Origin of the sequence: Methylobacterium sp. HMF5984 (assembly GCF_045033435.1) — a bacterium.
Lineage (GTDB): Bacteria > Pseudomonadota > Alphaproteobacteria > Rhizobiales > Beijerinckiaceae > Methylobacterium.
Genome location: NZ_JBJFLN010000001.1, coordinates 953,055 through 967,029, shown reverse-complemented (window position 1 = coordinate 967,029; position 13,975 = coordinate 953,055). Strand labels below are relative to the sequence as shown.

Below are 13,975 nucleotides of genomic sequence, written 5' to 3'. Positions count from 1 at the left end.
GGGCAACCATCCCTTCCGTTGTTCCGGCGCCCCGAGACGAGCCCGATCGTTCTTCCGAAATAACGGACCGGAGGCTGTGCGAACGGCGCAGCTGCGCGGCCGTCAGTGCGATGGCCCGCTCGCGTTCTCGTCCGGAGCCGCTGCGCTGCGCACCATCGTCATGGCCTCGTTCCGTCGCCGCAGCTCGGTCGGCGACAGGCCGGTCCAGCGCCGAAACGCGACGACGACCGCGCTCGCCTCGCGATAACCCAGCAGCCACGCGATCTCCGTGATCGGCAAACCCTTGATCCGGATGTAGTAGTTGGCGAGCTCGGCCCGCAGCTCGTCCAGGACCCCGCTGAAGGTCTTGCCCTCCTCGCGAAGCCGGCGCGACAGCGTGCGGGTGCTCATCCCGAGGTCGCGCCCGATGTCGGCCATGGTCGCCGTCCGGTTCGAGAGCCGCGGCGCCATCGCCTTCTTGACGTCGGACCAGAGGAACTTCGGCTCCGCCTGCGCCGCCTCGGCCGCATGCTCGAACTGACGCACGAGCGACCCGTGGAGGTAGGGGTCGAAGCTCGGCAGGCGCGCATTCGCGATGTCGACCGCGAATGCGATCCGGTTCTCCGATGCGCCGAAGTCGACCGGAGCGGCGAACGAGGTCTCGGTGTCTTCGGCGGTCTCGGGATGGACGTGGACGAAGCTCACGCCGAGCGGCGTCGCCGGCGTGAACGACGTCACCAGTCGATAGAGCGAGAGCATCAGGAATTCCGAAAGATGCCGGCTGGGGGCCAAGCCGACGTCGAGGGGGCGCACGGCGACCGTGAGGGCGACGTCGGATTGGCGATACGAGGCGTCGAGCCCGGCATCCTGCGTGCGCACGTAGCGCTCGAAGCAGCTCAGCGCCTCGCCGACCGTTTCCGACGACGCCATCAGGTAGAAGAACAGGCCCAACCGGCGCAGCTCGTAATCCTGGGCGATGTGCAGGCCGAGCGACCGGTCCTGGAGCACGTCGGCCGCGGTATCGAGGAAGACGCCCTGCTTCTCGGCCGCGTCGCCCCGCACCGGCATGTCCGCATCCGCGCCGACGAGGCCGGCCTGACGAAGCAGCGGATCGGGCTCCAACCCGGCCAGGACGAGCCGTTCGACCGCGAGCGCGACGGCCGTGCTGCTCAGGGACGGATCTTGTGGCAGGGCTGCGCCGAGGTCCGTCATGCGACCGCTTCACGGATCGGGTTCACGAGGGAAACGAGAGCGGATGCGGCCACGGCATAGCCCATGGCCGGGATCGCTCGAGATCGCCGAGGCGCGACGTCGCAAATATCTGGCGCGAAAAGACAAGACAGCGAGTCCATGGCGGGCGTATCCAATGGTCAAGCCGGCTACATCGAGCGTCCGCGCAATCGCGAACGCAATACGGTTTCTTTCAGTATTGAGAGAAACTTAGACGTCGCTCGGCCTGCACGTCAACGAGAACCCTCAGCTGATCGGGAGCGCAATGGTGGCGTCACAGACCTTTGGGATTACTTCTACCAGCATGCCTGCAGGCGCCATCGTGGTGCCGGTCGGCGTGGACATCCAATCCGTCGTCGACTCCGCGCCCGCGGGATCGACCTTCTGGATCGAGGCCGGCGAGCATCGCATGCAGTCGGTCACGCCCAAGGACAACGACCACTTCATCGGTCAGGAAGGTGCGATTCTCAACGGTTCGCACCAGATCACGGATTTCACCAAGGAAGGAGCGAATTGGGTCGCGAGCGACCAGACCCAGGAGGGCATGCGTCTTTCGACCGACAAGGGCATTCCCGGTGCCGAGCGTGCGGGCTATCCCGAGACGTTCTTCATCGACGACAAACCGCTCTCGCCCGTCGATTCGCTCGGCAAGGTCGCGCCGGGCAAGTTCTACTTCGACTACGCCGCCGACAAGATTTACTTCCAGGACGATCCCGCCGGCCACAAGGTCGAGGCCGGCGTGAGCCCGTTCGCCTTCGCGGGCGGAGCCAAGGGCGTGACCGTCGAGAACCTGGTCATCGAGAAGTACGACCCGCCGGTGCAGCACGCGGCCGTGGGATGGGACCCGTCGGCCCAGGGATGGGTGGTCCAGAACAACGAGATCCGGCTGAACTACGCCCTCGGTGCCTACGTTGGAACGGACGGCAAGATCGTCGGCAACAATATCCACGACAACGGCCAGATGGGTCTCGGCGCGAATGGCACCGACATTCTCGTTCAAGGCAACGAAATCGGCCACAACGGATATTTCGCCGGCATCGATCCCGGCTTCGAGGGCGGCGGCAGCAAGTTCGCCCAGACGACCAATCTTCAGGTCTTGGGCAATTATGCCCACGACAACAACGGCTACGGCCTCTGGACCGATATCGACAACATCCACACGCTCTACGACGGCAACACCGTCGTCAACAATCTCGCCGGCGGCATCAGCCACGAGATCAGCTACGACGCCACGATCCGCAACAACGTCGTGACGGGGAACGGCAGCCCGACGGCGCCCTGGCTGTGGGACGGTCAGATCCAAATCCAGAACTCGAAGAACGTCGAGGTCTACGGCAACCATGTCGACGCGACGACCGGCGGCAACGGAATCACCTTGATTCAGCAGGACCGCGGATCGGGCGCGTACGGCCCGCACACCACCACCGGCAACGCGGTCCATGACAACGTGATCGTCGACGGCACGCCGGGCGCCGGCGTCTCCGGCTCGGTCGCCGACTTCGACGAAGCCGGATTGCGCAACGGTGGAAACAGCTTCGCCAACAACGCGTACCACTACGCCGACCCCTCGGGGCAGCACTTCTCCTGGGTGAACACCGGCTACGATTTCAGCGGCTTCCAAACGACCGCCGGCGAGGATGCCGGTGCGACGATCTCGACGCAGATCCCGGTGGCGCAGACCGTGCCCGTCGAGTTCACGCCCGCCCCCGAGACGCCGGCACCAAGCGAGCCGGGATCCCAGACGCCTCCCGTCGCGGCCGACCCCGCCCTGCCCGCGACCACCGCCCCGGCGGCACCGGAGCATGCGGAATCCGTCGATCCAGCCTCGACGCCCGTCGTCTCCACCCCCGTCGCGACGGAGCCAGCGTCGCCGGCGACCGCGCAGCCGGCGGCTCCCGAGCAGACCGGCTCCACGGCTCCGGCGCCCGTGACCGCGCAGCCCGGCGAGGGGATCGGCGATGGGACGCCCCCCGTCCCGGCGGCCCCGGACGAAACATCCGCGACGGGGAGTGCGCCGCACACCGACCCGCACGACCCCGGTCGTGGCTTGGCGCACTGCCACGGGGGCACGGAGGCACAGGGCGGCGGCGCGACGCCGACGAGCCCCGTCTCGGCATCGAGCGACGCGCACCCGTCCTGGGCCGATCTGCTGGCCGACCATGGCGTCGACCCGTCCGTCGCCAGCGCCATCTCGGCTCGCCTGGACGGCCATGTCGATTGGCAGGCCGTGGCCGGCAACGCGCTGCAGCACTACGCCGGACTGGCCGAGCAGCACTGGGCGAATCACGCCGGGGCCGAGACCGCGACGCCGATCGACCACTTCCACCACGCCTCTGCGGGCGGCCATTGGGGCTGACGCCGTCGAGACGAACACGACGGGGGGCCGGTCATCGGATCGGCCCTCCCCGGCGACGCGCGCTGGATTTCCAGCGACACGACGCCTGACCGCCCCCTCGCTCCGCTCGGGCAGAGGGGCACGGCGACGGGCGGCGCACAGCGCATCCGGCATCAGAATCGCTCCGATCCGCGGGGCGATGGCGGCTGGCGCCCCCGGTCCCGCATACCCGAAATCCTCCTCCATCGACTGCAAGGACGGTGATGTGGTGTTCGTGAAACCGCAGCCTGCACATCCACGCGCGGCGTCCCGGCTGCCGGCCGGAGGCTTCGAGATCGCCTCCGCGATCGTCGTCGCCCGCCGCGCCCTGGTCGGGCTCGCCGTGATCAGCGGCCTCGTGAACATCCTGTGCCTGACCGGATCGTTCTTCATGCTCGAGGTCTACGATCGGGTGATTCCGAGCCGCAGCATCGCGACGCTGTTGGGTCTGTGCCTGCTGGCGCTCACCCTGTTCGTGTTCCAGGGGGCCTTGGAGGTGTTGCGCGCGCGTGCGCTGGTTCGCGTCGGCGCCATGCTGGACGAGTCGCTCGGCGTCCGCGTCTTCGAGACCACCATCCGGGCGCCGCTGGTCGGGCGCATGCCCGACGACGGGCTGCTGCCGGTGCGCGATCTCGATGCCCTGCGCAGCTTCCTCAGCGGCCCGGCCCCGGGGGCATTGTTCGACCTCCCCTGGATGCCGCTCTACCTCCTGATCTGCTTCCTGTTCCATCCGCTGATCGGCCTCGCCGCCCTGTCGGGAGCCGGCGTGCTGGTGGCCCTGACCATCGTCACGGACCGCCTGACCCGGCGGCCGATGCAACGGGCGACGGAACACGCGGCCAGCCGCGGCAGCCTGGCCCAAGCCGGGCAGCGCAACGCCGAAGTGCTCGCCGCCATGGGCATGCGCGACACCTTCATCCGTCGCTGGTCCGGCGCCAACCGCCGCTTCCTCGATGCGCAGCAGGTCGTCGCCGACATCGCCACCGGCCTCGGCTCCGCATCCAAGGTCTTCCGGCTCGCGCTCCAATCCGGCGTGCTGGCGCTCGGCGCCTGCCTCGTCATCTCGGGCGAAGCCTCCTCGGGCATCATCATCGCGAGCTCGATCCTGGTTTCGCGGGCGCTGGCGCCGGCGGAACTGGCGATCGCGAATTGGCGCAGCTTCGTCGCGGCCCGGCAGAGCTGGCGCCGGCTCGACGTGCTCCTGACCGCTTTGCCCGTAATGCCGACGCCGCTGCAGCTGCCGGCGCCGCACCGGACCTTGAGCCTGCAGGCCGTCAGCGTCGCGCCCCCTCAGATCCAGCGGCTGGTCCTGTCCGACATCAGCCTCGACCTGGAGGCGGGCACCTCGCTCGGCATCGTCGGGCCGAGCGCGTCCGGCAAGTCCTCGCTGGCGAGGGCGATCGTCGGCGTCTGGTCGCCGGTCAGGGGCAGCGTCCGCATCGATGGCGCCTCCCTCGACCAGTGGTCGAATTCGGCGCTCGGGCGCCACATCGGCTACCTGCCGCAGGAGGTCGAGCTCTTCGAGGGGACCATCGCCGAGAACATCGCCCGGTTCGACCCGAACGCGTCGGCGGACGCCGTGATCGAAGCGGCGCAGGCCGCCGGCTTCCACGACACCATCGTGCAGATGCCGGGCGGCTACGACGGCCCGATCGGCGAGCGCGGCGTCCGCCTGTCTGCGGGCCAGCGCCAGAGGGTCGGCCTAGCGCGGGCGCTCTACGGCAACCCGTTCCTCGTCGTGCTCGATGAGCCCAATGCCAATCTCGACGTGGCCGGCGAGACCGCGCTCGCGGCTGCATTGCACGGGGTTCGCGCGCGCGGCGGCATCTCGATCGTCGTCGCGCACCGTCCCAACGTGCTGGCGACCGTCGATCTCATTCTCGCTCTCGCGGACGGGCGCATCGCCGAGTTCGGTCCACGCGACGAGGTTCTCGGCCGGCTCCTTCGCCCGACCGCCGTCCCGACGACCGCTCCGCCGGCGAAGGTGCCCGCCCGGGCCGACGCGCCGAGGCCGGCCTTCGCCGCCGCACAGCAACGGTTCCGCGCATGATTCGGACTGTCCCGGCCAGGTTCCGCTCGCTCGAGCCGCGCCTTCGCCTCGCGCTGTCCCGTGCGCGCGCCGGCATCGAGACGGCGGCCGGACGCCTGCGCGCCCTGGCCGAGGTTTTCGTCCCGGCGCCGGGCGTCCATGGAAGCCCGAGCTACGATTCGCTGCTGCGTCAGCTGCGAGCCGCCGCGATCCTGTCCGGGATCCTCGTGTTCGGCATCGGTGGTTGGGCCTGCCTGACGTCGTTCTCGGGCGCTGTGATCGCGCCCGGGCAGGTCGTCGTCGAATCGGAGGTGAAGAAGGTCCAGCACCCGGTGGGCGGGGTCGTCGGCGCATTGAACGTCCGCGAGGGCGATCGCGTGCGATCCGGGCAGGTGCTGGTGCGCCTCGACGACACCCAGATCCGGGCCAACCTCGACATCGTCGTCAAGTCGCTCGACGAGACGACAGCGCGCCGTGCGCGCGACGAGGCGGAACAGCGCGGCGCCGACGCGCCGACCTTCCCGGCCGAGTTCCTCGAGCGCGCGAAGACCGACCCGACGGTGGCGAACCTGATCGCCGGAGAAACCGCCTTCTTCACCATCCGGCGCGCGACCCGCGGCGGCCAGAAAGCACAGCTCAACGAGCGGGTCGCCCAGCTCAACCACGAGATCACGGGCCTGAACGACCAGTCTCGGGCGAAGGAGGGTGAGATCGCGCTGATCCAGAACGAGCTTCAGGGATTGCGCGAGCTTCGTCAGAAGAACCTGATCCCCGTCTCGCGGGTGACGGCGCTGGAGCGCGAGGCGACCCGCCTCGACGGCGAGCGCGGCCAGCTCCTGGCGGCGATCGCGCAGGCGAAGGGCAAGATCAGCGAGACGGAGCTGCAGATCCTCCAGATCGACCAGGACATGCGCGCCGAGGTCGCAAAGGAACTCGCCGATATCCGTGCCAAGACCTCCGAGTACGTGGAAAAGCGTGTCGTCGCCGAGGACGCGCTGCGTCACATCGATCTGCGCGCGCCGCAGGACGGCATCGTCCACCAGATGAGCGTGCACACCATCGGCGGCCTCGTCACGCCGAGCGAGCCGGCGATGCTGATCGTGCCGCAGGCCGACGCGCTCGCCGTCGACGTGAAGATCCGCCCGGAGGACATCGACCACGTCCATGTCGGACAGCAGACCGTGCTCCGATTCACCGCCTTCGACCAGCGCACCACCCCCGAGATCAACGGCGTCGTCGACCGGCTTTCGCCCGATGTGACGAAGGACGCCAAGTCGGGCATGAACGTTTACACCGCCCGGATCTCGATCGGCGAAGAGGAGAGCAGGCGGCTCGGGAAGGCGAAGCTGCGCCCGGGCATGCCGGTCGAGAGCTTCATCAAGACGACGGAGCGCACCGTCATCTCCTTCCTGACGAAACCGCTCGCGGATCAGGTCGCCAAGGCTTGGCGCGAGAACTGAGCGCGCCCGGCTTAGGCTACGCGGATAGACCCATCGGCGGGCAGAAGAACCGGCGCGACTTGGCCGTGGCTGCCATTCGCCGCCCCTTCGAGATCGGAGGGCTCGCAGTCGGCGAGATGGTTGAGGGCCCAGATGGCGGCCTGGGTCCTGTTCTGAACGTGGGTCTTGCGGAGAATGGCCTTGACGTGAACCTTGACCGTGGCTTCGGCGATGTCGAGGTTTTGTGCGATGATCTTGTTGGACTCGCCCTGGACGAGGCATCGGAGAATGGCGAGTTCCCGAGAAGACAGATTGCAGTAGCGCGGCGCGTGCTCCGGCTTGCCGGGCTGATCGCCGTCCGGAAGAGGCCCATGTGCGGGCGTCGCCTCTCGACACTCGCCGGAACAGGCCGCGGACAGGGCGGCCGCGGGAAGCACGCGCTCTCCCAGCATCACCAGCTCGAGCGATCTGACGAAGGCGTCGGCGCCGATCGACCGCAACAGGACGCCGTCGGCGCCGGATTTCAGCAGGTCGACGCTCGCATCCGAATGATCGCCCTGGATCAGGCACACGATACGGCAATCCGGATACCGGGCCTTCAGCGCGCCGATGGTCGCGGTCGAGGGCGCGTCCACTCCCTCCATCGCCAGGATGGCCAGGCGCGGCGCCTTGTGCCCGGTCGAGGATGCCAGCAGAGCGGTGAGCGTGTCGGTCTTGGCGACGACCTGCAATCGCGTTCGAGCCAGGATGTGTTCCATCCCCTCTCGAAACAGGCTGTTCGGCTCGACCAGGGCCGTCTCGACGATCTCGTCCGTCCGACGGCGATTCACCGGCCGCGGCACGGAGGACCGCGCGCTTTTACGCTTCTCTACAGCCATGAGAGCCTGCCTAAGACAGTTTTGACATGTGACCGTCGAATATAATCAAATCGGTCCTTCTCCATATGTCTCAAAAGGCCAGCTTGGTCCTCCCAAAGTACTATGCGCCCTGCAGCGCAGGCGGCGGCATCCGGATGCCGATGTCGATCCGTGTGCGATCCCGAGCACGTCCTGTGCCGAGCGTTCGATCCTGCGAATCGAGGAGGTTCGTAACTGTTGTCGAAACACTAGTTGGGGCGCCCGGGGCGACCATCATAAGTTACATTTCCGCCGCAAACGTTGTGCCCGATGCTCGGCCCTCGCTCTTCGGGGCATGCAAAAATTGCGACAACTGTTTTCTCATCCGCGATGTAGAGCCCTAATCGGATCTCGGTGGCTCCATTTTAGAATTGACTTATCCTCCAGGATTTCCATTCTCTTGCTTTATAGATGCCCGGTCTTTCAAATTCGCGAGGCGATGATGTCCGAAGGGCTACGACTCAGCCGAATCAGAGCGCCAGCAGCTGCGTCGGCGCAGCGCAGGCTCAAGATCACAGACCAGCATCCAAGCCGGTCGATAGCGACGCTGATCATCGGACCGTTTGGATTTTACAGCGAAGGACTGCGTAGCATTCTCGAAGATCATCAATATCGGAACATCATTCAGTTACCACATCTCGATTGCTCGAATCATCTGCAGGATACCAGCCCGAAGCTTATCATCTTCACGGATGCAGCGCACGGCACCGAGCTGGCGGAGATCGTTTCGGCGTTGCGGTCCAGAAATTCGGCGGCGCGTATCGTCGTGCTCGTGGATGAGAACGATCCCGATCGCTATGCGGACGCGATGAGCATCCCGGCGCACGCCTTCCTGAGCGCCGGCATCAGCCCTTCCGCGTTGATCACGGCACTGGATGTCGTCTTCGGCGACGGTGGCGTCCTGTCGATCAACTTCGCCAAGTACTTGGCGTCGCGTCGCACGCCGTACGAGCCCAAGCCCCTGAAGGCGGCGCCGACGGAACAGCGCCTGTTCCTGTCCGGCAGGGAAGCGGACATTCTCAGATGCCTCACGGACGGCATCTCCAACAAGCACATCGCCCGGCAGTTCGGCATCGCGGAGTCGACGGTGAAGATTCACGTGAAGAGCATTCTGCGCAAGATCAACGTGCAGAACCGAACCCAGGCGGCGATCTGGGCCCTGGGTCACGCTTCCCGCCCCGAACAGGCCGAACGGGTCGGTGCCAAGCCCGACCCGTCGCTCGCCGACGCTCACTGAGAGAGAAAGGCGCCCGCTTCAGCGGGCACCCGACCCGGCGATCATCGCCGGCACCGTGGCGAGCAGGATGTAGAAGTCGAGCCAGATCGACCAGTTGCGGATGTAGAACGTATCCTGGCTCTGCTGCACGGCCAGGTCGCCGTCACTGCGCGACGACACCTGCCAGAGCCCCGTGAGGCCCGGCGGGACGCTGCGCCGCAAAGCCTGGAAGCGGCGATCGAAACCGTCGGTGTGGTACGAAGGAAACGGCCGCGGCCCGACGAGGCTGAGCTCGCCCTGTATGACGTTCCAGAATTGCGGCAGCTCGTCGAGGCTCGTCCGCCGAATGAAGTGGCCGATCCAGGGCAGGATCCTCGGATCGTGCCTCAGCTTGAAGAACCGCAGCCACTCGCTCTCGGCCTGCGGGTCGGCAGCGAGATGGTCCTTCAGTCGCTGCTCGGCATCGACGTACATGCTGCGGAGCTTGAGCACGCCGATCGGCCTGCCGTTTCGTCCGACCCGCTGCTGCACGTAGAAGGCGGGCCCCGGATCGGCCCACTTGATCAGCAGCGCGAGGAGAGCGACGACCGGTGCGATCAGAACGATGAGCGGCCAGGTCAGGACGAGATCCGCCAGGCGCTTCAGGCCGAGATTGCGCGGCCTGTAGAGATCCCGGCGGATCTCGAACCCGAAGGTGCTGCCGAGCAGCCTGGTCTGCATCCACAGGCTTTGGAGATCCTGCGATTGCTGGGCCACGACGACCCGCGGGAACGGCAGCGGGCCGGTCTCCGCCATGTCGCTCGCCGCGAAATCGGCGGAGGAGCAGAAGATCGCGACCTCGACGGACGATCGGTTCTGCACCTCCTCGATCGCGCCCAGGATCGGCAGGAGGGCAACGGCCTGCCCGGCCTGCGTCGCGTCGGTTCTCCGGGCGCCATCGACCAGGAAGCCGATCGGGTTGAAGCCGAGCTCCGGCTGCGCCAGCAGCGTCGTTGCCAAGCCGGTGGCGCACGCGTCGGTGCCGACGATCACGGTCCGCGCCCCCCAAACCCCCTTCCGGATCAGGAAGCCTCGGACGGCGACCTCCGCGTAGAAGCCGAGGGTGACCAGGAGCAGCGTCGTCACGGTCAGGCTCATCGCGGACCCTGCGGTGAGGCCGTATCCGCTCAGGAAGACCAGGGAACTCAGAGCCAGCGCGAGCACGCTGTAGGTCCGCAGGCGAAGGCGCTCGGCAGGGCTCGGGCCGTACCCGCTGTAGAGCCCCGACAGGGCGAAGATCGCGCAGGCGAGGATCGGGAGAGCGATCACGTCCGAGATGCCGGCGGCATCGGCGAAGATGCTCTGCCGTGTCAGAAGCATGCCGCCGGCCACGGCCATGGCCGCCGCCGCGGCGTCCGCGGACACGAGAGCGAGCGCCACGCCGAGGCAGCGCGCCAGCGCGTCGGTCCTGCGCAGAGGTCGGCCGCTTCCCCGCAGCGTGACGAGGGGCGAGGCGGCGGCGGATTTGAGGTCGGACGTCGGGAGTGTCGTGGCCATTGAGCGCGATCTCGGTCTCGGAGAGGGGATCGACGGCAGCGCGACGAACCGGGCGGCTCGCCCGCTCCACGGCGCATGCCGATGCGGCGTGGCCGCGTGGGCACCGGGATCGATGCCCACGCGCCTTCCTCGCTACTCGGCGGCGACCGCCGGGATCGGGGCCTGCAGGCTGCTCTGAGCTTCGAGCTCGCCGGAGATCCAGCGGTAGGTCGGGACGAGCCCCTCCGCGAGGAGGATGCGAGGCTCCCAGCCGAGGACCTCCCGGAGCAGGCTGTTGTCGCTGTTGCGGCCGCGCACGCCCTGCGGGCGCGACGTGTCGTGACGCTTGGACAGCCGCTTCCCGGCGATCGACGAGACGAGATCGACGAGCCCGTCGACCGAGATCAGCTCGTCGGTTCCGAGATTGAGGGGCTTGTCGTAACCGGATCCCATGATCCGGTAGATGCCCTCGACACAATCGTCGACATGCATGAACGACCGGGTCTGGAGGCCGTCGCCCCAGATTTCGATCTCGCCGCCGTCCTGGCTGAGCGCCACCTTGCGGCAGATCGCGGCCGGCGCCTTCTCGCGCCCGCCGTCATAGGTGCCGAGCGGTCCGTAGACGTTGTGGAAGCGGACAACGCGCGTCGCGAAACCATAGTCCTCGGTGAAATATTGGCACATCTTCTCCATGTACAGCTTCTCGAGCCCGTAGCCCTCCTCGGGATCGGCAGGAAACGCGTCGGCTTCCTTCAGCGGGGTCACATCGGGCTGAAGCTGCAGGTACTGCGGGTAGATGCAGGCCGACGACGCGAACAGGAATCTTTCGACGCCGAAGTCACGAGCGGCGTCGATCATGCCGACGTTGATCTTGGTGTTGTTCAGCGTGATGCCTGCGTGGGACGAGGTGATGTAGCCGATGCCGCCCATGTCGGCGGCGAGGTGGTAGACGTCGTGGATGCCCTTGACCGCGGCTCGGCAGGCGTCGGGATCCCGCAAGTCGCGGACCTCGAATTCGTCGGCCTGCGACGTCTCGTATTCGGGCATCTTGATGTCGACGCCGCGAACCCAATAGCCCTTCGCTTTCAAGAACGTCACCAGATGGTGCCCGATGAATCCTCCGGCCCCGGTCACAAGCACGCGTCGGCTCAACATTGTCTCTTCTCCCAGCGAATGCAACGCCGAAGAGTATGTTTAACGATGCGTTAATATCCATCTCTAACAGGTATTACTCCCTCTCGCCGTCCTGGAATGCTGGTACGGCAAGCGAAGATCCGCACCGCGTTGCTTGGCTTGCTATGGACGGTTTTCATGATTCATCGGGTCCGCGCGTCGCCGGACGACACCCGCGTGCGGCGACATCATCGCAGCATGGCTGCGGGCATGGTTCGGAAGTCCGAGGTGGACCAGGGCGCAGTAGCCAGGAGGGCTAGTACGAAGCGAACGCTTCTTGCTGCTTGGACGCTGCGATACAGTATCGGCAGGGAGTGTCGATCGCTCCCGTCGCGTGTCGCCGCTGCTCCGTCCGTGCTCGAGCTTCCAGCATGAACGGACGCGTTCCTGCCTGTCGATCATCATCGTCGTTCGAAGACATCACGACGCCGACCTCGGTTCGAGCCGCCCCGGACCTCGGTCGCGGGGGTCGTTACGCGACATCGTGGCAGACCGTTCGACGGAGACGTCGAGCCGACAGGACGCCGGTCACCGCGTCCCGCACGGGTTCCAGCCATGCCGCCAGCATCCGATCCGTCCGCCTCCGCCGTCGGCGATCCCCCAGCGCTTCACACCGGGCTTTCGAGGCAGACATGGCGATCGAGGATCGAGACGACCTGGATCAAGGCGCGCTCGACCGGTGCCGGATATCCTCTGATCGACCAGGCGATCGTCAGCTTGGGGACCTTCGTCCTCAACATCATGCTCGCGCGCCATCTTCCACCATCGGAATATGGGCACGTTTCGATCCTGTTCGGCGTGCTGTTCCTGTTGCAGGTCGTGAACACGACGCTGGTCTTCTATCCGATGACCGTCAGATGCAGCGTCGCGCTCCCGGACAAGAGCAGGGCGCTGATCCATACGAGCTTGTTGATCCTCGTACCGCTCAGCATCCCGCTCTGCATCGGCCTCGCGGTCGTGAACCTCGCCAACGGACGTGCGGACCTGGCCCTGGCCGCCATCGCCTACTTCCTGTGCTGGCAGTTCCAGGAGTATTGCCGCCGCGCCCTGTTCGCCGAATTGCGGTTTCGAGACGCCATCCTCGGTGACGCGATCAGCTACCTCGGCCAAACCTTGGTGGTCGTATCGCTGTTCTGGTACGTCGAATCCCTGTCCATGTCCGCGATCTTCTGGGTGATGGCGCTGACGTCGGCCGTCGCGGCTTGCGTTCAGGCGCGCCAAGCGCGGTTGACCATGCCGAATGCAGCGGGGCTCGCCGGGACCTGGCAGGATTTCTGGCAGATCGGGCGGTATTCGCTCACCAGCAACGTGCTCGGCATCACGCGCTTTCAGATCTTGAGCTGGACGCTCGCCCTCGCCTACGGTGCCGGCTCGACGGCGTCGTATCAGGCGGCGCTCAACGTCCTGAACGTCGCAAACCCGGTCCTGTTCGCGCTGCTCAACCTGATCCCGCAACTCGCGGCGCGGGCGCACCTGTCCGGGAGATCCAGCGCCTGGAACGCGGCACGCAACTGCGCCCTCCTGGGTGCGCCCGTCATCTTCGCCTTGTACTGCAGCGCGCTGATCGAGCCGCGGCTCATCCTGTCGGCGTTCTACGGTGCCGGCTCACCCTATCTCGACCTCACCGGCCCTGTGAGGGTGCTCGTCCTCGCATTCATGGCGGGTTACGCGACCGAGGCGGTCTGCTCGTTCCTGCACGGGATCGATGCCCCGCGAACCGCTGTCGTGATCAACGGCATCGGCGTGGCGATATCGATCGTCGTCGGCCTCCCGCTGATCATCCTCCACGGCGTGATGGGTGCAGCCTTGGCGACGCTGATCTCGGCAATCGCGCGCTTGGTCGCCAGCCACATGATCCTGAAGAGGATGCTCCTCGAGGACCGTGTCGGACAGGTCATCTGACGAGACACGGCCCCCTGCCGAAGCCGGCCGAGCCGCCCCATAGGCGGTCGCGAACTTGACGCTTGCCGCGACCGGCACCGTGTCCGGCGCTCCTTGGCAGACCCCGCCGCTCGCCGACGCGGTGTTGCTTTGGTGCCGGCGGGGGACGCCCTTCCCGGCGGGACGCCTCCTCTCGTCCGCAGGCACCGCCGCACGCGAGGATCGGCGCTTCCTATCCGTCGG

9 protein-coding genes are annotated in these 13,975 nt (G+C 66.8%); 5 read left to right on the top strand and 4 right to left on the bottom strand.

Annotated features, from left to right (window positions below; genetic code table 11):
• Positions 1 to 102 precede the first annotated feature (102 nt).
• Positions 103 to 1,191: an AraC family transcriptional regulator gene (locus ACFZ8E_RS04560; RefSeq protein WP_147840778.1), complete on the bottom strand. Its 1,089-nt coding sequence runs from the start codon at positions 1,189 to 1,191 to the stop codon at positions 103 to 105.
• 340 nt (positions 1,192 to 1,531) lie between these two features.
• Here ACFZ8E_RS04560 and ACFZ8E_RS04555 point away from each other — a divergent pair, with 340 nt between their 5' ends.
• The 3 genes from ACFZ8E_RS04555 (at position 1,532) to ACFZ8E_RS04545 (ending at position 7,072) form a co-directional block, all read left to right on the top strand.
• Positions 1,532 to 3,565: a right-handed parallel beta-helix repeat-containing protein gene (locus ACFZ8E_RS04555; RefSeq protein WP_405042137.1), complete on the top strand. Its 2,034-nt coding sequence runs from the start codon at positions 1,532 to 1,534 to the stop codon at positions 3,563 to 3,565.
• Positions 3,566 to 3,812: 247 nt separating this feature from the next.
• The gene (locus tag ACFZ8E_RS04550) at positions 3,813 to 5,633 is read left to right on the top strand and encodes a type I secretion system permease/ATPase (RefSeq protein WP_405042136.1); all 1,821 of its coding nucleotides are present in this window, start codon (positions 3,813 to 3,815) and stop codon (positions 5,631 to 5,633) included.
• A complete protein-coding gene (locus tag ACFZ8E_RS04545; RefSeq protein WP_405042135.1) occupies positions 5,630 to 7,072 on the top strand; it encodes an HlyD family type I secretion periplasmic adaptor subunit in 1,443 nt (480 codons plus the stop codon). Before ACFZ8E_RS04550 ends, ACFZ8E_RS04545 begins: the two co-directional genes overlap by 4 nt.
• Before the next feature lie 11 nt (positions 7,073 to 7,083).
• Here the strand turns inward: ACFZ8E_RS04545 and ACFZ8E_RS04540 are convergent, their stop codons facing one another.
• Positions 7,084 to 7,929 carry a LuxR C-terminal-related transcriptional regulator gene (locus tag ACFZ8E_RS04540; protein ID WP_405042134.1) on the bottom strand — a complete coding sequence of 282 codons (846 nt, stop codon included), beginning with the start codon at positions 7,927 to 7,929 and terminating at the stop codon, positions 7,084 to 7,086.
• 457 nt (positions 7,930 to 8,386) lie between these two features.
• Between ACFZ8E_RS04540 and ACFZ8E_RS04535 the strand changes: the two genes are divergently transcribed.
• Positions 8,387 to 9,184, top strand: coding sequence for a LuxR C-terminal-related transcriptional regulator (locus ACFZ8E_RS04535; protein ID WP_405042133.1), 798 nt, complete (start codon positions 8,387 to 8,389; stop codon positions 9,182 to 9,184).
• A gap of 18 nt (positions 9,185 to 9,202) precedes the next feature.
• On the opposite strand, the gene ACFZ8E_RS04530 is transcribed toward ACFZ8E_RS04535, so the two are convergent.
• Together ACFZ8E_RS04530 and ACFZ8E_RS04525 are read right to left on the bottom strand one after the other, a co-directional pair.
• Positions 9,203 to 10,699, bottom strand: coding sequence for an exopolysaccharide biosynthesis polyprenyl glycosylphosphotransferase (locus tag ACFZ8E_RS04530; protein ID WP_405042132.1), 1,497 nt, complete (start codon positions 10,697 to 10,699; stop codon positions 9,203 to 9,205).
• 132 nt (positions 10,700 to 10,831) lie between these two features.
• Positions 10,832 to 11,830, bottom strand: coding sequence for an NAD-dependent epimerase/dehydratase family protein (locus ACFZ8E_RS04525; RefSeq protein ID WP_405044325.1), 999 nt, complete (start codon positions 11,828 to 11,830; stop codon positions 10,832 to 10,834).
• 576 nt (positions 11,831 to 12,406) lie between these two features.
• Between ACFZ8E_RS04525 and ACFZ8E_RS04520 the strand changes: the two genes are divergently transcribed.
• Complete coding sequence (locus ACFZ8E_RS04520) at positions 12,407 to 13,753, top strand: lipopolysaccharide biosynthesis protein (protein WP_405042131.1); 1,347 nt, start codon at positions 12,407 to 12,409, stop codon at positions 13,751 to 13,753.
• Positions 13,754 to 13,975: the final 222 nt, after the last annotated feature.